Source organism: Actinoplanes sp. NPDC026670 (assembly GCF_040638175.1).
In the GTDB taxonomy this organism is placed as follows: domain Bacteria; phylum Actinomycetota; class Actinomycetes; order Mycobacteriales; family Micromonosporaceae; genus Actinoplanes.
This window is the reverse complement of sequence record NZ_JBEZXU010000002.1, coordinates 309366-328994: the sequence shown is the minus strand read 5'-3', so window position 1 is coordinate 328994 and position 19629 is coordinate 309366. Positions and strand designations below refer to the sequence as shown.

Below are 19629 nucleotides of genomic sequence, written 5' to 3'. Positions count from 1 at the left end.
GACCTGATGCCCGGTTAACTTAGGATGCCCGCCATGCGGGTGGACGGGGAGACGGCGGTCATCCCCCTGCGGGCGATGACCGCGGGTGAGATCCTGGACGCGGCGGTCGCGCTGTTGCGCCGGCACGCCGCGCCGCTGCTCGCCCTGTCGCTGACGCTGGCCGCCGTGGAGCAGCTGATGCTGGCGCAGCTGCGCACGTTCGCCGCGCTGAACCCGCCGCTCTACTACTGGCGGATCAACTCCGAGGACATCGACTGGGTGCCGGTGGTCGCGGCCGGCCTGGCCAGCGAGGCGTTCATCATCGCGATGCTCGGCGCGGTCGCCGGCGCCGCCGCCGGCCCGGCCCTGCTCGGGCGCCGCATCGGCAACCGGGAGCTGTTCGCCCGGGTCCGGCCGCTGCCCGCGCTGCTGCTGGCCGTGACGCTGGCCGCGCTCACCTTCGGCGCCGCGATCGCCGGATTCCTCGGTGTGATCTTCGTCTACGGGCTGGCCGGGCTGGCGACCGTGGTGCTGACCGTGGACCGCACCGCCAACCCGTTCACCGCGATGGGCCGCGCCGTCGGCCGCGCCACCCGCGGCGGCATGCGCGGAGCGCTGCTGCGGCTGCTCGGCTACCTGGTGTGGCTGGCGATCCGGCTGGCCCTCGGCAGCGGCTGGGTCATCGCGGCGAGCACGGTCACCTCGGTCGCCGGCTGGACATGGTGGCTCGACTGGGCGGTCCCGGTCGCCTGGGCGATGGCCAACGCCGTCGCCTACGCCGCACTGGCCTGCCTGGACGCGGTGCTGCTGCTGGAGATCCGGGTCCGCACCGAGGGCCTGGACATCTCGGTCAGCCGGGCCCGCAGCCTCGGCCGGGACCCGGCGGCCGCCCTGGTGGTGCGCCGGTGAGAGGCTACGACGACTTCGTCGGCGACATCTTCACGATCATCCCGCCGGCCGTGCTGCTGCTGGCGCTGCTGGTGGTCACCGCGCTGATCGCCGCCGGCTGGTACTGGTTCCCGGCGTGGATCCCGCGGCGGCTGCCGCGGCTGCGGTTCCCGCGGTTCAGCCTGCCGAAACGCCGCCGCCGCAAGGCCAAGCACGGCACCGAGCCGGCCACCCGCCCCACCCGGCGCGCCAAAGCCGACACGACACCTGCCGCGGCCCGCGGGTCGCTTGCCGACCGGCTCGCCGCCGAGGGCCGCTACGCCGAAGCCATCCGCGAACGGCTGCGTGACACCGTCGCCGACCTGACCCGCGCCGGGCTGCTCACTCCCGAGCCGGGCGACACCGCCGCCGAACTGGCCACCGCGGCGAGCGCCGGCCGACCCGCCGTCAGCCCCGCCCTCGACGGCGCCACCGGCCTGTTCTCCGAGGTCTGGTACGGCCATCGCCCCGCCGGCCCGCCCGAGGACGAACGGATGCGCCACCTGACCGCCGAGATCCGCGACGGCCTCGGAGGCCCGCGATGAGACGCTGGATGCGCGCCGCGATCCCGTTCGCCGCCCTGACCGCCCTGATCACCGGCACCCTGATCGTGCACGCCGTCGAAACCCCGGACGACGACGACCCGGACTACCTGGCCCCGCAGCAGGTCCACGGCATCAGCGGCGGCACCCTCGCCGAACGGCTGCGCGCCCGCGGCATCACCATCGACCGGGCCGCCACCACAGCGGAAGCCGTCGACCTGCTCAGCGGCACCCCGGTCACCGTCTTCGTCACCACCCCCGACCTGGCCGACCTGACCCGCCTGCGGACCCTGCCGGCCGGCAGCCACCTGATCGCGGTCAACCCGTCCGCGTCGGCCCTGCTGCGCAGCGGCTGGCCCGCCGAGGTCAGCCGCACCTACTGGAACACCGGCGTCGCCGACCCGATCTGCGGCGACCAGATCGCCGTCGCCGCCGGGCCGGCCGCCGTCCGCAAAACCGAGTACGTCGTCACCCGCGGCGGTGTCTGCTACAACGGCGCGGTCGCCACGTTCCCGGTCAACCAGTACACCGTCACCGTGGTCGGCTCCCCCGACCCGTTCCGCGACGACCGGATCGCCGAACACGGCAACGCCGCCCTCGCCGTCGGGCTGCTCGACCGGCACGACCAGGTGATCTGGCTCGACGTGCACGAACGCGACAGGCCGAGCCCCGCACCGACCACGCCTCCCACCCGTCCCACCGAACCCACCGAGGCGTTCACCCCCACACCCGGCGGCACCGAATCCTACGAGCCGTGGGACAACGGCGACGGTGAACCCGGCGGCCCCGGCAACGGTCAGGGCAACGGCAACGGCCAGGGCAACGGACCGGGACAGGGACAGGGGGAAGGCGAAGGGGAAGGACAGAGCACCGGGGGCCTGCCCGACGACCCGCTGCTGCAGAGCCTGCCACCGGCCCTGCTGGCCACCCTGATCCTGCTCGCGCTGATCCTGCTCGCCCTGGCCGCCGCCGCAGCCCGGCGCCTCGGCACGCCGGTCGCCGAACCGCTGCCGTCCAAGGTCCCCGCCAACGAGACCATGCTCGGCCACGCCCGCCTCTACCAGCGCGCCCGCGCCCGGCAGGCGTCGCTGGACATCCTGCGCGCCAACGCCCGCCGCCGGCTCACCACCCACCTCGCTCTGCCCCCGAACGCCGACAGCGAACAGATCGCCACCCACGCCGGCCTGCCGGTCCGCTACGTTCGCGACATCCTCGACGGCGACGCACCGGCCAGCAACGCCGACCTGGTCGAGGCCGCCACCCTGCTGCAACGCCTGGTCCGCGACGTCACCACCCCACCACCGGTTGAAGGAGAGCAGTCGTGACACCCGATTCCCACCAGGCCCGCGAAGCACTGGGCCGGCTGCGCGCCGAGGTCGGCAAAGCCGTCGTCGGCCAGGACGCGGTCGTCGGCGGGGTGCTTGTCGCACTGCTCTGCGGCGGCCACGTGCTGCTCGAAGGCGTCCCCGGGGTGGCCAAGACACTGCTCATCCGGGCCCTGTCGACAGCCCTGGACCTGGACACCAAACGCGTCCAGTTCACCCCCGACCTGATGCCCGGCGACGTCACCGGCTCACTGATCTACGACGCGCACAGCGCCGCGTTCAACTTCCGGGCCGGGCCGGTGTTCACCAACCTGCTGCTCGCCGACGAGATCAACCGGACCCCGCCGAAAACCCAGGCCGCCCTGCTGGAAGCCATGGAGGAACGCCAGGTCACCGTCGACGGCAGCCCCCGCCCGCTGCCGCAGCCGTTCCTGGTCGCCGCCACCCAGAACCCGATCGAGTACGAAGGCACCTACCCCCTGCCCGAAGCGCAACTCGACCGGTTCCTGCTGAAACTGTCGGTGCCGCTGCCGCAACGCGACGAGGAACTCAACATCCTGCGCGCCCACCACCACGGCTTCGACCCCCGCGACCTGAAATCGGTCGGCATCACCGCGGTGGCCGGGCCCGCCGACCTGATCTCCGGCCGGTACGCCGTGCAGCGCGTCGCCGTCGCCGAACCGGTGCTGGCCTACATCGTCGACCTGTGCCGGGCCACCCGGACCGCCCCGGCCCTGGAACTCGGCGCGTCCCCGCGCGGCGCGACCGCCCTGCTGGCGGTCGCCAAGGCCAACGCGTGGCTGCACGGCCGCGACTACGTGCTGCCCGACGACGTGAAAGCGTTCACCGTGCCGACGCTGCGCCACCGGGTGCGGCTGCGCGCCGACGCCGAACTCGACGGCGCCACCGTCGAAGGTGTGCTGGCCGCGGTCCTGGCCGCCGTGCCCGCACCCCGCTGATGATCACCCGCCGGTTCGCGGTCCTGCTCGCCCTCGGGCTGCCGTTCACCGCCCTCACCCCACAGCCGTGGTACGCGCTGGCCGCGATCCTCGGCGGGGCGCTGCTGCTGGCCCTGCTCGACGCGGGCATGGCCGGCTCGCTGGCCGGGCTGCGGCTGCGCCGCGACGGCGACCGGACCGTCTGGCTCGGCGGCAGCGCCCGGGTCATCCTGACCGTCGCCAACACCGGACACCGCACGGTACGGCTGCACCTGCGCGACAGCTGGGTGCCGTCCGCCGGCGCCGGCCCACTGTTCCACACCGCCGTGCTGCGCGAGGGCAGCGAACACTCGGTCACCACCACCCTGACCCCGACCCGCCACGGCGACCGCCCGGCCGTACGGGTCACGCTGCGCTCGGCCGGCCCGCTCGGACTGGCCTACCGCCAGCGCCGCCGCACCTGGAACGAACACCACACCCCCGCCTGGTCGCTGCGGGTGCTGCCGAGATTCCCGTCGCGGCGGGTGCTGCCGGAAAAACTGGCCCGCCTGCGTGTCGTCGACGGCAGCGTCGTCACCCGCGGCCGCGGCCACGGCACCGAATTCGACGCGCTACGCGAATACGTGATCGGCGACGACGTCCGCTCGATCGACTGGCGGGCCAGCGCCCGCGCCCACGACGTGGTGGTGCGCACCTGGCGCCCGGAACGCGACAGGCGGGTGTTCTGCATCCTGGACACCGGCCGCACCTCGGCCGCGCTGATCGGTGACGCCCCACGCCTGGACGCCTCGATCGACGCCGCCCTGCTGCTGTCGGTGCTGGCCACCCGCGCCGACGACCGGGTCGACCTGCTCGCCCTGGACGCCAAGGTCCGCACCAGGGTCGAAGGCGGCGGCCACCGCAGCAAACTGCCGCGGCTCATCGACGCCATGGCCAGCCTGCACCCGCAGCTCGCCGAAACCGACTTCACCCTGCTCGGCCAGGAGATGCTGCGCCGCGACCGCAAACGCGCCCTGCTGGTGATCTTCACGGCGCTGGACACCGCCCCGATGATCGCCGGGCTGCTGCCCCTGCTGCCGAAACTCACCGCCCGGCACAAGGTGATCGTCGCCGCCGTCCGTGACCCGCTGGTCAGCCGCCTGGCCGAACTGCCCGACCTGCCCGGGCCGGGCGACGTGCACCGGGCCGCGGCCGCCCAGCGGGTGCTCGCCGACCGTGACCGGGTCCGGGACGTGCTGGCCCACTCCGGGGCGACCGTCGTCGACGCCGACGCCGACACGTTCGCCGGGCAGGTCGCCGACGTCTACCTGCTGCTGAAGGCCTCCGGACGGCTCTGAGCCGTCCGCCCCCAGACCAGCGCGTAGCCGAGGAACAGCAGCCACAGCACCGCGCCGATCCCGACCCGCAGCGCCGCGGGCAGCGGCGACGGCGTCACATAGGCCTCCAGAATGCCGGACACCAGCAGGATGAACACCAGCCCCACCGCGACGATCATGCCTTCGCGCGCCCAGTGCACCAGCGACTCCCGGCGGGTCATCACCGGCCCCGGCGCGATCCACGACCAGCCGATCCGCAGGCCCACCCCGCCACCGATGAAGATCGCGGTCAGCTCCAGGAAACCGTGCGGGGCGATGTAGGTCAGATAGATGTCGCCGGCCCCGGCGTCGAACATCGCCGCACCCATCATCGCGATGCTGATCAGGTTGGTGGCCAGCAGATAGAACACCGGCAGGATCAGCACCCCGGAGGCCAGGCACTGGGCGGCCAGCATCGCATTGTTCACGAACACGGCGCTGAAGAACGTCTCCGCCCGGTACTCGCTGTAGTAGCCGACGAAGTCCTGAACCAGCCGCGCCTCGTCCGGGTGCGCGCCGAACCACTGCTCCAGCACGGCCGGATACCGCTGCACATACTCGATCAGCCCCCACGCCGCGCCGACCATCACCACCATCACGGTCAGCCACCACCAGCGCGTCCGGTACAACGCGGCCGGCAGCCGCACGGCGAAGAACGCGGCGACCGGCCGCCACGACATCCGCTCGCTGCGGTTGATCGCCGCCCGCCCGGCCAGCACCAGCCGCGACAGGTCGGCCAGCACCACCGCGTCCGGGGTGCGGCTGCGCACGATCGACAGGTGGGTCGCGGCCCGCTGATACAGCAGCACCATCTCGTCGACCTCAGCCGGATTCAGCCGGCGGCGCCCGGCCAGCACCTCCAGCCGGCGCCATTCGCCACCGTGCTCGGCCACGTACGCATCGAGATCCACCCTCGCAGAGTAGAGGGCCGATCGTGTTGACTGTCCGGGTGCTCACCACCGCCGAAGCCGTCGAGATCGACGTGCGCCCCGCCCGGCTCGGGTCCCGCGCCATCGCCCTGATGTTCGACATCCTGATGCAGGCGATCGTCTTCGGCTTCCTGACCGCGCTGTACTACATCGTCACCGACATGCTGCCCGAGGCGTACGCCGATCTGCTGCGCCCGGACACCGCCTACCTGATCGGTATCGCGATCGTCGCCGTCGGCTACCCCACGACCGCCGAGACCCTCACCAACGGCCGCAGCTTCGGCAAAATGATCATGGGATTGCGGGTGATCCGGGAGGACGGCGGCCCGATCCGCGCCCGGCACGCGTTCACCCGCGCCCTGGTCGGCCTCGCCGTCGAATGGCCCGGGCTGCTGCTGCCGCTGGTCACCTGGGCCGGCAGCCTGGCCACCATGATCGCGTCCCGGCGCGGCCGCCGCCTCGGCGACCTGGCCGCCGGCACGCTGGTCGTGCACGAACGCCGCCCGGTCCCCTGGAACCTGGTCCCCGGCATGCCCGCCGGCCTGGCCCTGTGGGCCGCCGACGCCGACCTGTCAGCCGTCGACGACGACCTGGCCGAGGCGATCCGCCAGTTCGCCGCCCGCTCGATCAACTTCGCCGAACCGTACCGGTCCATCCTCGGCCAGAGCCTGCACGCCGAAGTCAAAGCCAAGGTCACCCCACCCCCGCCGTCCGGCACCCCACCATGGCTGTTCCTGGTCGCGGTCCTCGCCGAACGCCGCCGGCGTTCCGCCGTCCAGCTCGCCGCCACCAGGGCGGTCACCCAGCGGGTCCTTCCGGGCTTCGGTCAACTCCCGGCAGGCACCCGCAGATAACCCCATCTATTTGGTACGGCTACCCGAACCCGCCACACACGAGAGGCAGTCACACCCGCCCGGACATCCCGCCAGCCGACCCGGCCCGCCCGCCGATCTCGAGAACCTCCTTCTCGCAGCTCACGACGACCCCACCCGGCCGGTCCAGACGCGCCGCACGCACCGGCCACCGCCCGCCGGCCGGCTCGGCGAAGTTCACCCGCACCCCGTCCTGGCCGGCTCCGCACGACACGAACGTCAGGCACGCGCCGTCGGGCACCAGGTCCTCACCCCGCGGAAGATCCGCTATCGCACCCCACGAGCCGGCCATCGACTCGAACTCCCTTTCACGGTCGGCGCCCCGCAACCGCGACGCCTCCCACGCCCGGGTCCCGGCCCGGGCCAGCGGTGTCACCAGCTGTTCCAGCGCCACCTGCCCGACATGCCCGGAGAACCGCACCCGCCGGATGTGCAGCATCGACTCGCGAAACTCCAAGGCCGCAGCCGAAGCCGCCCCCACCGCCCGGCGCGCCGGCGCACGGTCCGGTTTGCGCTGCCGCCACGGAGCAACCTGATCCTCGACCGCACGGGCGGCCCGCGACAGGTGCCACTCCCGGTCGTCGAACCAGACCGTCACCGGCCCACCGGAGAGCAGCCCCGCCCCGCCGATCCGGATCTCCCCACCGCTCAGCCGCAGCCCGACGGCGTCCCTGCTGTCGAAGACCGCCCGGGAAACCGGCATCTGCAGATGGAACTCACCAGCCCCGTCCGCGAACACCCGCGCCGCCCGCACCCGTACCGAACCGGAGAATCCGTTCCCGGCCCGCTCGATCTGCACCAGCTGGGCCGTCGCCCGCCCCAGGTCGTAGTCGTCTTCGAGCCCGGCCACCGCTACCGGGAGCACACTCGCGCAGACCTGCCCCGCCGAGTCGCGGTAGTAGAGCGGACGCTCCGGCACCGGCACCAGCCGCCGCATCGGCTCGCCGCAGACCTCGACCATCCAGTCCCGGTGAAACGAGCCCATCCACCGCAGACCGGCCCGCGCCGCCCGTTCCCGCAGCCACCGGTTCCGGATCCCGAGCATCCCGAAGAAGTGCGACGTGTTGTTGTCCCACACGTCAGCAAGACGGGCGACCTCCCGCCGATCGAAACGCCGCCCGTCCGCGACGATCTCCGCGATCCGCTGCACCGACCGATCCACCAGCTGTACGAACATGCCGACCGCGCTCATGACACGGCAGCGTAGAACGGTGGGGCCGGCGCGAAACCGGCCCCACCGCCCGGTCAGCCGATCGCCAGGTAGTTGGCGAACGCGCCGCCGACCGGCCACATCGCCGTGTAGCCGAGCAGCCTGCCCGCGCCGTTACCTGGGAAGAACAGCATGTCGTTGTTGTTGTTGATGCCCGCGAGGTCGAGCTTGCCGTCGGTGTTGAAGTCACCCGCGGCGATGCCCTTGTAGGCCGCGAACGCCCCACCGGTCGGCCACATCGCCGTGTACGACGGCAGCTTGCCCGCGCCGTCACCCGGGAACAGCAGCATGTCGTTGTTGTTGTTGATCGCCGCGATGTCGAACCGGCCGTCACCGTTGAAATCCCCGGACGTGATCGCCTTGTAGTTGGCGAACGCGCCACCGGTCGGCCACATCGCCGCGTACGTGGTCAGCCTGCCCGTCCCGTTGCCGGGGAAGAACAGCATGTCGTTGTTGTTGTTGATCCCGGCCAGGTCGAGATGACCGTCGCCGTTGAAGTCACCGGCCGTGATCGCCTTGTAGTTCGCGAACGCCCCGGCGGTCGGCCACATCGCCGTGTAGCCGAGCAGCTTGCCGGCCCCGTCCCCGGGGAAGAACAGCAGCGTGTTGCTGGCGTTGATCCCGGCCACATCGGCCTTGCCGTCGTTGTTGAAGTCACCCGTGGCGATGCCCTTGTACCCGCTCCACGCGCCACCGGTCGGCCACATCGCGGTGTACGACGGCAGCTTGCCCGCGCCGTCGCCGGGGAACAGCAGCAGGTCACGGTTGTTGTTGATCGCCGCGATGTCCGGGTTGCCGTCACCGTTGAAGTCACCACGCGGCTTGATCTCGGCGGCGGTCTGCGCCACCCAGCCGGCGATGTCGTCCAGCCGGGTCTGGGTGCCGCCGGCCGTCGCGTCGGCCGGCGCACCGAGGCAGCCGCCCTGACCACCGGCGGCGGTGATCGCGACGAGCTCGAACCGGCCGGCCACCGCCCGCAGCCCCGGCCCGCCCGCGTCACCCTTGCACGGCCCGGCCTGCCCTGCGGTGGCCGGTTCGATACCGGTAGCCGCCGTGCTGACGGCTGACACCGTGAAGGTGCCCAGATGCGCCTGACCGGGCACCCATTGGGTGGCGGTCCGCCCGTACCCGATGACCGACAACGTCTCCCCGGCGACCGGCGCCGTCGTGGCCACCTTGACCGGGGTGACACCGGCCGCCGAGGTGGCGAGCTTGACCAGCACCACGTCACGGCCCGGATGCGGCACCACCCGGGTCGCTTTCCGCCCGGTGCCGCCGACGGTCACCGTGGTCGCCACCACCGGCGCACCGTCGACGACGGCCTGCCCACCGGCTTCGAAGCACGATTTCGCCGTCACCACCCACCGGGTGTTCACCAGGGCGCCGGTGCAGGAGAAACCGACGCCGGGGGCGCCGATCAAAACCTTCGCCAGGTACGGGTGGACAGCACCGTCAACAGCAGTCCCACCGACAGCACCGACCGGAACCGGGAACAGCATCGCCGCGATCGACACGGCGGCCACCGCTCCGCCGGTCAGTCGCGTTCGCCAGATCCCCCGCATGAAACCTCCATCCATCGACGCGCCTAAAAATAGACACTATCCGATCTCGACGTTGCGCACGATACACGGACGAGCCAGCACACCAGGGACACCCGCAGCCCCACCACCAACCCCGAATTCCGTTTCCCGGCACCACCACCCAACTGTTGAATACGCAGATGCTGACCATCCGCCCGGTGATCGAAGTGAATCCGTGGGCCATAGCCGAGTCCACCAACAGCGAGGTGCTCGACGACGGCCCCGACGGGCCCACCGTGCGACAGCCCGCCGACCGTCCCGGACCGTGGCGGGTGGCTTCCTTGCCGGCTTGGTCCTGGCTCCCGCTGGACGGCGCCCGCACACCCGCCGAGGTGGCCCTCTTCATTGCGGCGGTGGCCGCGTCCACCCACCCCGCCGAAGAGTGGCCCAGCCAAGCGGTCGACAGGCTGCTGGCCGCGCCGCATCTGATCGTCTCCGGCGGCCTACAGGTCCACGACAGCACCACCGGGGTGACGATCACCCCAGGCTGCTGCTGCGGCCTGGAGACATGGCGCGAATGGCTGGCCCTGCCCGACGGCGACGCCCCCTGGCTGGGCCACGACCCCACCCCGACGATCCAGGACCTCGGCCCCGTCCTGCGCCTATGGCAGAACGCAGAGACCGATGGCCGACACGTCGACATCCCCCGAGCCGCTCTTCGCGCCCTGCTGGAGCAGGCACACCGTGACCTGAACGACTTCCTCCTCCTGACCGGCGCATGGGCCATCACCTGGACGACCTCCCGGCAGTCCCGGGCCCTGACAGCCGCCCTCGACCGGGGCTTCGCCGTTACCGCCCCGCTGGAGTTCCCGTGCGATACCGCTACGCTGGCCCCGCCGACACGCCCAGGCGGGCCGGCGCTTGGGGACTAACGTTCGGGAGAAGTCACGCCAGGTCAAGATCAGCGACAATCATCAATAGTGGCAGTCTTCGGCCGGTTCACCGGCCCCGCCCGACTGTCGGCGTACACGCGTCGGCACATCAATGTCCACGGTCACCACTCGTTCCGGCTGCCCGAACTGGGCGGCGTGTGGCGTCCGCTACCGGATCCGGACCAGAGCGACCCCGATGAACAGGACTGATCGGGGCCTCGTCGCGGTAGTTGCCCCTCTCGTCGCGGTCAGTGTGAGCCCAACGGGGTCGTCGATCTGCGCGACGATCGGTCTGAACACCGGATCGCCGCTGGCCTTCCTATCATTGAAGGCGCCGGATGCCTTCCCCGTGGGGCGCCCGGTCCGCAGGAGGCCCCACAGGGAACGGCCGGCCGGTGTTTCACCAACCGCTGTTGGCTGCGAACGGGGCATTCCCGGGGCTGCCGGGTGTCGCGTGCCGGGCGCGGTGCGCGGCGAGCGCTGCGTCGATCTGGGCGATGACGTGCCCGTATCCGTCGGTCAGCGTCACCGGGAGCAGGCCGATGCCGGCCTGGTGGTAGCGGCGGAAGTAGTCCAGCAGCCCGACCAGGGCGGTCTTGGCGGCGAAGTAGGCGGGCGCATCGCCGGTCTGCTCGGCCCTTCGGATGTTCGAGGCGAAGGCGACGGTCTTGTCGACGGTGGACAGCAGCAGGACCGGGTAGTCGCCGGTCTCGATCAGCGGGTCCGGCCGGTCGAGGGCCTGGTGCTCGCCGGCGAGTGCCAGCACGACGTGCGCCGTTTCTTCGCCGTACCGGGCGGCCAGGAACGCTTTCGCGTCGACGCCGGCCGGGGCGAACTCGGGCAGATCGTGCAGCAGCGCCGCGGCAGTGAGTTCGGCGCTGACATCGGGCACATGCCGGACCAGTGCCGCGGCGACCGCAGCGGAGTGGGCCAGGGCGGGCCGGCCCTCGATCAGGTGATCGCCGTAGAGGGCACGGGCGTCACGGTAGGCGGCGACGACCAGCGGATGGCGGGGATTGGACAATACGGTCATGGCGACCCTCTCTGCGTGTGGCTACCATGCGGGCTATGGCGGGTCCGTTGCCTCGCTGGGAGGCCGATACGTGCGCGGTGTGCCCGGCCCAGGTTCTGGGGCCGGGCACTTTCGACGTGCTGGCCCGGCCCGGCCCGCGGTACCCGTACCGCCCTGAGCTGGGCTGGCGGGCCGATCCGGACGGTGTGCCGGTGTGTGTGCACCCGTACCGGGTGGGGATGCCCGTCGGCGAGTACAAGTCGGCCGGGGTGCCGGTGCCGGACCTCGACAGCCCGGCGCCGGCACCGACGCCGGAGGCTTTGGAGCTGCCGGAGCGCCTCGAAGACCTCGAAGGCTGGCTGGTCGCGATACTGCGCAGCGTTCCGGCCGAGCGGATGTTCGGCGCGGTCGCCCGCGCCGAACGCGAGGCCGCCACCCGGTTCACCTCCCGCGACGTGGTGAAGGCGATGCGCAAGGTGATGTCGCGGGAGCTGACCCGGGCCTGAACCATGTCAGGCCGAAGCCGGGACCGGCCCGTCGAAGTTGATCCGGGTCGAGGCGCCGTGGCCGTGGATACCGATCGACTCGTACAGCCGGCCGAGCACGTCGAGACGGCGGTTGACCTCGCTGGTGGGCAACCAGTACCGCATCGGCTTCGGACCCCAGCCCGCGGCCGCGTACAGCTGGTCGGTCTCGCCGCCGACCTCGTAGCCGGACTCCTCCAGGTCGGTGGCGTGGTTGAACCGGACCCCGAGGTCCTCCTGGATCCTCGTCATCACGTTCCACTGGGCGAGGATCGCGTGGACCATCTCGTCGACCGGCGCGGCGACCAGCAACTCGGCGCGGTCCTCGTCGCCGGTGGCCTCCAGCACCGCTGCTTTGAGCGCGAGCACCCGCAGACCCTCGATCGCCAGCTTCGGCGAATCCTGCTCCACGTTCCAGTCGCTGATCGTGGCGTAGCCCGTGGTGGTGAACCAGCAGCACGTGTACTTCAGCGAACTCTCGGTCAGGTGGGTGTACAGCGGGTGCGCCTCGATCTGGGCGAGGATCTGCGCGGCCCGGGCGCCGACGGCCGGGATGTCCAGGTCGGTGGTCATAGCGGTGCTCCTTCCAGAAAATGGGGAGAGGATCCGGCCGGTCCGGCGTGAGTACGTCGGCGGCCGATGCACTCAGCGTCATCGGACGGCTGCGGGTTGAGAAGCCCTCCGGTGTTGCGGCAACATCGGAGGCAACGGATTCCGAGGGGGCGGCCGGTGATGGACGCCGACAGCGACGCCGTACGCCACGTCTTCGGCGTGGTCCTGCATCACCTGCGCACCGAGGCCGGTCTGAGCCTGCGCGCTCTGGCCGCGAAGGCTTGCTACGACCACACCCGGCTCAGCCGCGCCGAGCACGGCGAGCACCTGCCCGCCGCCGACTGGGTCGAGGACATCGACACCGCGCTGCACGCCGGCGGCCTGCTCACGCTGCTGCGCTCACTGGCCCCCGCACAGGTGCCGTCCGAGAAAGGGCGTACGGCTCTACCGCTGGCCGGCTTGCGCGTCGATGATGGCCCCAGCGATAGCGTGACCTTGCAGATGTGCACACCGGACGGAAGGACGGTGCAGGTGAAGCTGTCCCGCCGCCAGCTCGGCGAACTACTGGCCACCGGCCTGCTTCGCACGGCGCTGCCCGCCGGGGTCACTGACCCGGACCAGGCCGACCGCGTCGCCAAGGTGATCGCTGAGCAGTATCCGGTCGACACACAGGTGCTCGGCTACTTCTCCCGGCTGCTGACCGAGCACTTCACCGCCGACAAGATGATGGGCCCGCGGCAGCTGCTCGGCACCGCCCTCGCCCAGGTCCGGGTGCTCGACCGGCTGCGGCGCACTGCCTCACCAGACAGCGCCGAGGCGCTGCTACGGCTGCTGGCCCAATACGCCGAGTTCGCCGGCTGGCTCCAGCAGGACCTCGGCGACACCACGGCCGCCCGGTACTGGTCCGACCGTGCCACCGGATGGGCGCAGGCCGCGGGCGACTACACCATGGTCGCGTACCTGATGATCCGCAAGTCGAACATCGCACTGCTGGACAACGACCCTCGTGAAGTCATCGAGCTGGCGGCTGGCGCCCGCAAGGTGCCCGGCGCGACCCATCCCCGGCTGCACGCCCTGGCCGCGCAGCAACAGGCCCGCGGCTGGGCGCTCTACGGTGACGCCACCCAATTCCAGCGGCAGATCGAGGACGCTGCCACCCTCCTGCGTGAGCACCCCGCCGACCACGACCCCGCTGCGCCGGTCTACCTGCACCAATACAATCTCGACGTGCTGCAGGAGCAGTCCGCTGGCGGCTACCGGGCCTGCGGGCAGGCCGCTACCGCCGTCCGCATCCTCGAAGACAAGATCAAGGCGACCGGCGATCACCTGCGCCGCGACCAAGGGCACCTGCTGGCCAAACTTGCCAACACGGTGCTCGCCACGAAGGACCCTGAGCCGGACCGGGCGATCGCGCTTGGGCTGCGCAGCGCCACGGCGGCCGCGTTCACCGGCTCGGCCCGCATCGGCACGGAGCTGCGCACCCTCGACACCGTGCTGGCGGCCCGCTTTCCGACAGCCCCGGGCCGACACGAACTGCACGAGGCCGTCGCCGCACTCGGCTGAGTTCTTCCGTGCCGTCCCAGAATCGGGCAGGTCAGAAGGCGCCGCCGCTGTCGGCCCAGCTCTCCTGGTGGGTGTCGGGCGGGTCGACATACTGCACGCTGGCCCGCAGCCGGTTGCGCTGCTCGGTGTCCAGGGCCTCCAACGCCGGATGCGGTGGCAGTTGCGCGCAGTGCCGCTGGAAGTAGTCGTGCCGTAACGGCCACAGTTGCACCGCCACGAACGCCAGCACCAAGCCGAGCGGCAACCCGAAACAGATCAGCCGGAACACCGCGAACCCGAACCCGCCCGGATGGTCCTCACCCAGCAGCAGGAACGGCGCCAGCCCGGCGAACCCCAGCGCCAGACCGGTCAGCACCGCCGTCGTGATCAGCGCGTCGCCCTCCCGGTCGGCCCACCGCGGCACCCGTGCGTCCTGCTCCCGCAGAAACGCCGCAGTGCGCTCGTCGGCGGCGGTGAACGACCGCAACCGGCGCAGCGCGAGCGGCCGCTCACCCCGGTGCAGCGCATCCATCAGCACCGCCTCGACCGGATGCGCCGGTGGCTCCTCGTCGTAGCCGGCCGGCGACAGCAGCCCCTGCTCGTCGACGGTGACCCGACCGGCGAGCAGCAACGAGGCCGCGGCCGCCTCATCCATGTCCGCCGGCGAACCGGCCGTCGCCCGCACGTGATAAGGGTCGATCTCGATCGACGGCAGCACCGCGGCCGCGGCCCGGTCGACGCGGTCACGCACCCGCCAGGCCACCGCCAACGCCACATACACCAGCACCGCGGCTCCGAGTGTCACGATCGCCATCGGCGTCACCCCCGTCCGTACCTTCTCTATCGCCGAGAAGCCCGCATCCGGTTCACGCGCCGACTGTACGAACGAGCCCCAACCTCGTCGATCGACAACTGATGTCATCCGACATCACCCCGGAGAGTGATCGGGCCCTGTCCGGGGCACCGGAGCGTCGATAGAATCGCGGCGTGCCAGAAGAACCCGACACCGCCGACGTCCCGCCGAGCCGGCAGCTCGCGGCCCTGCTCGGGCTGCCCGAGCCCAAGCCGTTCGACGAGGCCGAGGAGCGCGCCTTCCAGGAGAAGATGCGCCGTGCTGACGACGAGGTCGCCGCGATCATCGCCAGGCGTAAGCGCCGCGCGGCGTGACCGCGCTGAGCCGCCCACGGGTGCTCGACGCGTCAGCGCTGGTGGAGGTCTTCTCCGGGCACCCGGAGATGATGGCGCTGCTCGACACCGCAGCAGCCGGTGACGTCCTGTTGATCGTGCCGACCCTGGCGATCGCCGAGGCCCAGACGGCACTCGACGTGACCTCGTCGCTGTGGGATCACATTCTCGGGTTCCCCGGCATCCGCACCCTGGATCTCAGCCAGCACGTCGCGGTCGAGGTCGGCCGCCTCGCCGGGCCGCGGATGCGCAATCACCCGGTCCACACCGCACTGATCGGCCCGCTGATGGCCGCTCAGGTCCTGTATGAGGCCACCACCATGAACGCCGCGATCGTCACCAGCATCCCGGAGGCGTACGGCGGGCACGACGTGGCCATCTACCCGATCTGACTCTGGACGGACAACGGCCCGCCACCGTGGTCGGTGGCGGGCCGTTGTCCGTCCGGTTACTTGGTCTGTTCGGGTTCGGCGGACGGCTCGGGTTCGGCGGAAACCTCAGCTGAACCCTCGGCGCCCTCGGCCGGGGTCTTGGAGTGCGACTTGCGGTGGAAGGTGACCGCCATGAACGCCACGATCAGCGCCCCGATGAACAGGCCGACGACCGCGCTGGCGAGGGTGTTGGTGAACCAGCCGAACACCGCGCCGAGCGGACCGGTCGCGTCGTGGACGGCCTCCTCCATGTGGTGCACGACCGAGTACGGCCCGTGCCAGCCCAGGTCGTCCGCCCCGACCAGCAGGATGTGCCCGCCGACCCACAGCATCGCCGCGGTGCCGATGACGCTCAGCGCGGTCAGCACCTTCGGCATCGCCTTGACCAGGCCACGGCCGAACTTGGCGACTCCCTTGCCGGGCTTCTCGGCCAGGCGCAGGCCGACGTCGTCCATCTTGACGATCAGGCCGACCGCCCCGTACACCAGCACCGTCATGAGCACCGCGACGATCGACAGGATGATCAGCCGGTACCAGAACGTCTCGCTGGCCACCGAGTTCAGCGAGATCACCATGATCTCGGCCGACAGGATCAGGTCGGTGCGGATCGCGCCGGCCACCAGCGTCTTCTCGTCGACGCGTTCCTGGCCGTCGTCGGCGTGGTCGGCGTGGGCGATCCTCTCCCAGATCTTCTCGGCGCCCTCGTAACACAGGTAGGCGCCACCGATCATCAGCAGCGGTGTCAGCAGCACCGGCAGGAACTGGCTGAGCACCATGATCACCGGCAGGATGATCAGGAACTTGTTGCGCAGCGAGCCGACGGCGATGCGTTTGACGATCGGGATCTCCCGCTCGGCGGCCAGGCCGCGCACATACTGCGGGGTGACGGCGGCGTCGTCGATGACCACACCGGCGGCCTTGGCCCCGGCCTTGGCGGCGGCGGCCCCGACGTCATCGACGGACGCGGCGGCCGCACGCGCCAGCACCGCGATATCGTCCAGCAGGGCTGCGAGTCCAGCGCTCAAGGAAGAGGTCCCTTCAAGTCGGATAATTTTCGTGCAGGGTCATTCTCGTCCAGGCGGGCCAACCGCGCATGACCCACCCTGGGTTAGCGACAGCACAAACCGATCTACGTCGTAGAGTCGGCGCGCAGCAGCCCGGTCCGGTACAACTCGTCGAACACGAGCTGATCCACCGGCGACACCCGGTCGCGGTCGGCATAGGTCAGCCGGGCCACCTCCTCGATCTCGTTGTCGGCCCGCAACTCACCGTGGAAGTCGGCGGTGTAGCAGGTCATCCGTACGACAGTGCCCGCCGGATGCGCGTGCGCCTGCGCCTCGAACGTGCCGACATGGGTCTGGCTGCCGGCCACGATGGCCACACTGAGTTCCTCGCGGATCTCCCGCACCAGGGTTTCGAGGTCGCTCTCGCCCGGTTCCCGTTTGCCGCCGGGCAGGTAGTAGACGTCCCGGCCGGCCGATCGGGTGCTGAGGATCGCGCCGTCGTCCACCTGAATCCAGGCGATCTTGTCAATCAAGCTCACCAGAGGATTCAACCAGCCCGACGAATTCTGCGTGGCACGCATCTTTGCGTGTCACGCAACTAATGCTAGCGTGGGGGCATGACGGGGCTGCGTGCGCGCAAGAAGGCCGAGACCAGGGCGGCGCTCGGCTGGGCCGCCATCCACCTCACCGCCGAGCGTGGCTACGACAATGTCCGCGTCGAGGACATCGCCGAGGCGGCGGGCGTCTCCCCGCGTACGTTCAACAATTATTTCTCCAGCAAGGCCGAGGCGATCGCCTCGCGCCACCTGGACCGCAGCCTCCGCACCGCCGCCGCCTTGCGAGAGCGTCCCGCCGGCGAGCCGCTCTGGACCGCCCTGACCGTGGCCGCGCTGGCCCAGTTCACCCGGGGCCCCGAGGTCGAGGCGATGCCCTCACCCGGCCACGCGCAGTGGGTGGCCGGCGTGCGCACCATGCTCGCCGAGCCCGCCCTCCAGGGCGAGCGGCTGCGCGCCGTCGCGACCGCCGAGGCCGAGCTGGCCGCCGCGGTCGCCGAGCGCACCGGCACCGACCTGACCACCGACATGTACCCGCGCCTGGTCGCGGCCGCCGCCAGCGCCGCCGTCGCCGTGGCCATGCAGCACTACCTCGACAGCGCCGACCCGCCGCCGGCGATCGACCAGCTGATCACCGACGCGTTCACCCAGATCGCCGCCGGCCTCCCGGCGCCACCCCGCTGACAAAGCAGCTCTCACCGCTCTCACCGCTTCACAAGATCGAGCCGGCCGAGCGGCGATGACGCACGCCCCGAAAGGACCACGAACATGATCGATGTACTGATCGCCGGAGCCGGCCCCAACGGCCTCATGCTGGCCTGTGAACTCGCCCTCGCCGGCGTCCACCCGGTCGTCCTGGAACGCCACCACACCCCGACCGGCGAACCCCGCGCCAACGGCCTGGTCGGCCAGGTCGTGCGGCTGCTCGACCGGCGCGGCCTGTACACCCGGCTCACCGGTGACAGCAACCCGCCCGCCCCGCTGCCGTCGTTCACGTTCGGCGCGTTCCCGCTGGACCTCACGATGCTCGCCGACAACCCGCACTACGTCATCGGCGTGCCGCAGGCCCGGCTGGAGGCCACTCTCGCCGCCCGCGCCACGGAACTCGGCGTCGACATCCGCCGCGGCCACCGGGTCACCGGATTCCATCAGGACGAAGACCAGGTCAACGTCAACCTCAGCGATGGTACGGAACTCAGCTGCCGTTTCCTGGTCGGCGCCGACGGCGGGCACAGCACGGTACGCAGGCTCGCCGACATCGGGTTTCCCGGCGTCACCGAGGACCGGTCGGTCTCACGCACCGCCACCGTGACGGTGCCCGCCTCGCACCTCGACCCGGACACCGGCGGCCTGCTGATCCCCGGCTACGGACGGCTCACCCCGTTCCAGCACACCCGCACCCCGCACGGCCTGATCACCTGGGCCCCGTTCCCCGGCCGCCCGGCGATCCTGAGCACCAAGGAGTGGCCGGACACCCCGGTCACCGACGACACCCCGATGGACCTGGCCGAACTACGTGCCAGCGCGGCCCGGGTGCTCGGCGCGGACCTGCCGCTCGCCCTCGACGGCCCCGGCCTGCTACGTCGCCTGACCAGCGGGAACACCCGCATCGCCGACCGCTACCGGTCGGGCCGGGTGCTGCTGGCCGGCGACGCCGCACACGTACACCCGGCGATCGGCGGCCCCGGCCTGAACCTCGGTCTGCAGGACGTGGCCAACCTGGGCTGGAAACTCGCCGCCACCGTTCACGGCTGGGCGCCGGACGGACTGCTCGACACCTACGAGACCGAACGCCGGCCGGTCGCCGAACGGGTCGTGATGTCCACCCAGGCCCAGTCGGCGCTGATCGGCCCCGGCGACGAGATCACCGGACTGCGTCAGCTGTTCGCCGAACTGCTGCGCAAACCCGAGGTCACCGGCCACATCGCCGCGCTGATGTCCGGCGCCGACGTCAGCTACCCCGCCGAGCCGGCCGACCCGCTGGCCGGGCGCACCGCCCCCGACGTGATCGTGCACGGCGAGCACGGCCCGGTCCGCCTGGCCGAGCTGACCCGCACCGCCCGGCCGCTGCTGCTGGACTCCACTGCCACGTTCGCCGAGACCGCCGCGCCATGGCGGGACCGGGTCGACGTGGTCACCGGCAAACTGGAAGGCACGACAGCGAGCGCGTTGCTCGTACGCCCGGATGGTTTCGTGGCGTGGTCCGCCGGCGACGCCGCAACGCTGCGCAGCGCCTTGACCCGTTTTTTCGGCGGCCCGGCCGCCGGTGCGGGTCAGGGCCGCAACCGGCCCTGAC

The 19629-nt window shown here is 71.3% G+C and carries 21 protein-coding genes; 13 read left to right on the top strand and 8 right to left on the bottom strand.

Annotated features, from left to right (window positions below; genetic code table 11):
• Positions 1–33: 33 nt before the first annotated feature.
• The 5 genes from AB0E94_RS03315 to AB0E94_RS03295 are packed head-to-tail and all read left to right on the top strand — an operon-like array spanning position 34 to position 5048.
• On the top strand, positions 34–888 hold the full coding sequence (locus AB0E94_RS03315) for a hypothetical protein (RefSeq protein ID WP_360321782.1): 855 nt from the start codon (positions 34–36) through the stop codon (positions 886–888).
• A complete protein-coding gene (locus AB0E94_RS03310) occupies positions 885–1451 on the top strand; it encodes a DUF4129 domain-containing protein (protein WP_360321779.1) in 567 nt (188 codons plus the stop codon). Before AB0E94_RS03315 ends, AB0E94_RS03310 begins: the two co-directional genes overlap by 4 nt.
• Positions 1448–2773, top strand: a complete 1326-nt coding sequence (locus tag AB0E94_RS03305; RefSeq protein ID WP_360321776.1) for a DUF4350 domain-containing protein — start codon at positions 1448–1450, stop codon at positions 2771–2773. The genes AB0E94_RS03310 and AB0E94_RS03305 overlap by 4 nt, the downstream gene beginning before the upstream one ends.
• Entirely contained in the window at positions 2770–3732 is a 963-nt protein-coding gene (locus AB0E94_RS03300; RefSeq protein ID WP_360321773.1) for a MoxR family ATPase, read from the top strand. Before AB0E94_RS03305 ends, AB0E94_RS03300 begins: the two co-directional genes overlap by 4 nt.
• Positions 3732–5048 (top strand): DUF58 domain-containing protein, encoded by a 1317-nt coding sequence (locus AB0E94_RS03295; protein ID WP_360321770.1) that lies wholly within the window; start codon positions 3732–3734, stop codon positions 5046–5048. Before AB0E94_RS03300 ends, AB0E94_RS03295 begins: the two co-directional genes overlap by 1 nt.
• Here the strand turns inward: AB0E94_RS03295 and AB0E94_RS03290 are convergent.
• Complete coding sequence (locus AB0E94_RS03290) at positions 5015–5977, bottom strand: stage II sporulation protein M (protein ID WP_360321767.1); 963 nt, start codon at positions 5975–5977, stop codon at positions 5015–5017. The genes AB0E94_RS03295 and AB0E94_RS03290 overlap by 34 nt on opposite strands.
• A 23-nt stretch (positions 5978–6000) precedes the next feature.
• Here AB0E94_RS03290 and AB0E94_RS03285 point away from each other — a divergent pair, with 23 nt between their 5' ends.
• Complete coding sequence (locus AB0E94_RS03285; RefSeq protein ID WP_360321764.1) at positions 6001–6849, top strand: RDD family protein; 849 nt, start codon at positions 6001–6003, stop codon at positions 6847–6849.
• Positions 6850–6898: 49 nt separating this feature from the next.
• Here the strand turns inward: AB0E94_RS03285 and AB0E94_RS03280 are convergent, their stop codons facing one another.
• Both AB0E94_RS03280 and AB0E94_RS03275 read right to left on the bottom strand, forming a co-directional pair.
• A complete protein-coding gene (locus AB0E94_RS03280) occupies positions 6899–8059 on the bottom strand; it encodes a hypothetical protein (protein WP_360321762.1) in 1161 nt (386 codons plus the stop codon).
• 53 nt (positions 8060–8112) lie between these two features.
• Positions 8113–9639, bottom strand: a complete 1527-nt coding sequence (locus AB0E94_RS03275) for an FG-GAP-like repeat-containing protein (RefSeq protein ID WP_360321759.1) — start codon at positions 9637–9639, stop codon at positions 8113–8115.
• Between the two features lie 158 nt (positions 9640–9797).
• On the opposite strand from AB0E94_RS03275, the gene AB0E94_RS03270 reads away from it, so the two are divergent.
• Positions 9798–10529 carry a hypothetical protein gene (locus AB0E94_RS03270; protein ID WP_360321756.1) on the top strand — a complete coding sequence of 244 codons (732 nt, stop codon included), beginning with the start codon at positions 9798–9800 and terminating at the stop codon, positions 10527–10529.
• A 400-nt stretch (positions 10530–10929) separates the two neighbouring features.
• On the opposite strand, the gene AB0E94_RS03265 is transcribed toward AB0E94_RS03270, so the two are convergent.
• Complete coding sequence (locus AB0E94_RS03265; RefSeq protein ID WP_360321753.1) at positions 10930–11562, bottom strand: metal-dependent phosphohydrolase; 633 nt, start codon at positions 11560–11562, stop codon at positions 10930–10932.
• A 35-nt stretch (positions 11563–11597) separates the two neighbouring features.
• Between AB0E94_RS03265 and AB0E94_RS03260 the strand changes: the two genes are divergently transcribed.
• Positions 11598–12047, top strand: coding sequence for a hypothetical protein (locus AB0E94_RS03260; RefSeq protein ID WP_360321750.1), 450 nt, complete (start codon positions 11598–11600; stop codon positions 12045–12047).
• A gap of 6 nt (positions 12048–12053) precedes the next feature.
• Here the strand turns inward: AB0E94_RS03260 and AB0E94_RS03255 are convergent, their stop codons facing one another.
• Positions 12054–12638: a hypothetical protein gene (locus AB0E94_RS03255; protein WP_360321747.1), complete on the bottom strand. Its 585-nt coding sequence runs from the start codon at positions 12636–12638 to the stop codon at positions 12054–12056.
• Positions 12639–12797: 159 nt separating this feature from the next.
• On the opposite strand from AB0E94_RS03255, the gene AB0E94_RS03250 reads away from it, so the two are divergent.
• A complete protein-coding gene (locus AB0E94_RS03250; protein WP_360321908.1) occupies positions 12798–14180 on the top strand; it encodes a helix-turn-helix transcriptional regulator in 1383 nt (460 codons plus the stop codon).
• Between the two features lie 31 nt (positions 14181–14211).
• Here AB0E94_RS03250 and AB0E94_RS03245 read toward each other — a convergent pair whose 3' ends face one another.
• Positions 14212–14973 (bottom strand): hypothetical protein, encoded by a 762-nt coding sequence (locus AB0E94_RS03245; protein ID WP_360321744.1) that lies wholly within the window; start codon positions 14971–14973, stop codon positions 14212–14214.
• 173 nt (positions 14974–15146) lie between these two features.
• Here AB0E94_RS03245 and AB0E94_RS03240 point away from each other — a divergent pair, with 173 nt between their 5' ends.
• The gene (locus tag AB0E94_RS03240; RefSeq protein ID WP_360321741.1) at positions 15147–15326 is read left to right on the top strand and encodes a hypothetical protein; all 180 of its coding nucleotides are present in this window, start codon (positions 15147–15149) and stop codon (positions 15324–15326) included.
• A complete protein-coding gene (locus AB0E94_RS03235; protein WP_360321738.1) occupies positions 15323–15736 on the top strand; it encodes a hypothetical protein in 414 nt (137 codons plus the stop codon). The genes AB0E94_RS03240 and AB0E94_RS03235 overlap by 4 nt, the downstream gene beginning before the upstream one ends.
• A 56-nt stretch (positions 15737–15792) precedes the next feature.
• On the opposite strand, the gene AB0E94_RS03230 is transcribed toward AB0E94_RS03235, so the two are convergent.
• Positions 15793–16800 carry a DUF808 domain-containing protein gene (locus AB0E94_RS03230; protein WP_360321735.1) on the bottom strand — a complete coding sequence of 336 codons (1008 nt, stop codon included), beginning with the start codon at positions 16798–16800 and terminating at the stop codon, positions 15793–15795.
• 104 nt (positions 16801–16904) lie between these two features.
• A complete protein-coding gene (locus AB0E94_RS03225) occupies positions 16905–17318 on the bottom strand; it encodes an NUDIX domain-containing protein (protein ID WP_360321732.1) in 414 nt (137 codons plus the stop codon).
• 78 nt (positions 17319–17396) lie between these two features.
• Here AB0E94_RS03225 and AB0E94_RS03220 point away from each other — a divergent pair, with 78 nt between their 5' ends.
• Together AB0E94_RS03220 and AB0E94_RS03215 are read left to right on the top strand one after the other, a co-directional pair.
• Complete coding sequence (locus AB0E94_RS03220) at positions 17397–18017, top strand: helix-turn-helix domain-containing protein (RefSeq protein ID WP_360321729.1); 621 nt, start codon at positions 17397–17399, stop codon at positions 18015–18017.
• A gap of 84 nt (positions 18018–18101) precedes the next feature.
• The gene (locus tag AB0E94_RS03215) at positions 18102–19628 is read left to right on the top strand and encodes an FAD-dependent monooxygenase (protein WP_360321726.1); all 1527 of its coding nucleotides are present in this window, start codon (positions 18102–18104) and stop codon (positions 19626–19628) included.
• The last annotated feature ends 1 nt before the right edge of the window (position 19629 follow it).

Excerpts from the sequence above, each read along its gene's own strand:
- AB0E94_RS03270 (WP_360321756.1), top strand. The coding sequence starts at position 9,798 with ATGCTGACCATCCGCCCGGTGATCGAAGTGAATCCGTGGGCCATAGCC.
- AB0E94_RS03255 (WP_360321747.1), bottom strand. The coding sequence starts at position 12,638 with ATGACCACCGACCTGGACATCCCGGCCGTCGGCGCCCGGGCCGCGCAG.
- AB0E94_RS03265 (WP_360321753.1), bottom strand. The coding sequence starts at position 11,562 with ATGACCGTATTGTCCAATCCCCGCCATCCGCTGGTCGTCGCCGCCTAC.
- AB0E94_RS03280 (WP_360321762.1), bottom strand. The coding sequence starts at position 8,059 with ATGAGCGCGGTCGGCATGTTCGTACAGCTGGTGGATCGGTCGGTGCAG.
- AB0E94_RS03215 (WP_360321726.1), top strand. The coding sequence starts at position 18,102 with ATGATCGATGTACTGATCGCCGGAGCCGGCCCCAACGGCCTCATGCTG.
- AB0E94_RS03295 (WP_360321770.1), top strand. The coding sequence starts at position 3,732 with ATGATCACCCGCCGGTTCGCGGTCCTGCTCGCCCTCGGGCTGCCGTTC.
- AB0E94_RS03220 (WP_360321729.1), top strand. The coding sequence starts at position 17,397 with ATGACGGGGCTGCGTGCGCGCAAGAAGGCCGAGACCAGGGCGGCGCTC.
- AB0E94_RS03250 (WP_360321908.1), top strand. The coding sequence starts at position 12,798 with ATGGACGCCGACAGCGACGCCGTACGCCACGTCTTCGGCGTGGTCCTG.
- AB0E94_RS03305 (WP_360321776.1), top strand. The coding sequence starts at position 1,448 with ATGAGACGCTGGATGCGCGCCGCGATCCCGTTCGCCGCCCTGACCGCC.
- AB0E94_RS03245 (WP_360321744.1), bottom strand. The coding sequence starts at position 14,973 with ATGGCGATCGTGACACTCGGAGCCGCGGTGCTGGTGTATGTGGCGTTG.
- AB0E94_RS03260 (WP_360321750.1), top strand. The coding sequence starts at position 11,598 with ATGGCGGGTCCGTTGCCTCGCTGGGAGGCCGATACGTGCGCGGTGTGC.
- AB0E94_RS03315 (WP_360321782.1), top strand. The coding sequence starts at position 34 with ATGCGGGTGGACGGGGAGACGGCGGTCATCCCCCTGCGGGCGATGACC.
- AB0E94_RS03275 (WP_360321759.1), bottom strand. The coding sequence starts at position 9,639 with ATGCGGGGGATCTGGCGAACGCGACTGACCGGCGGAGCGGTGGCCGCC.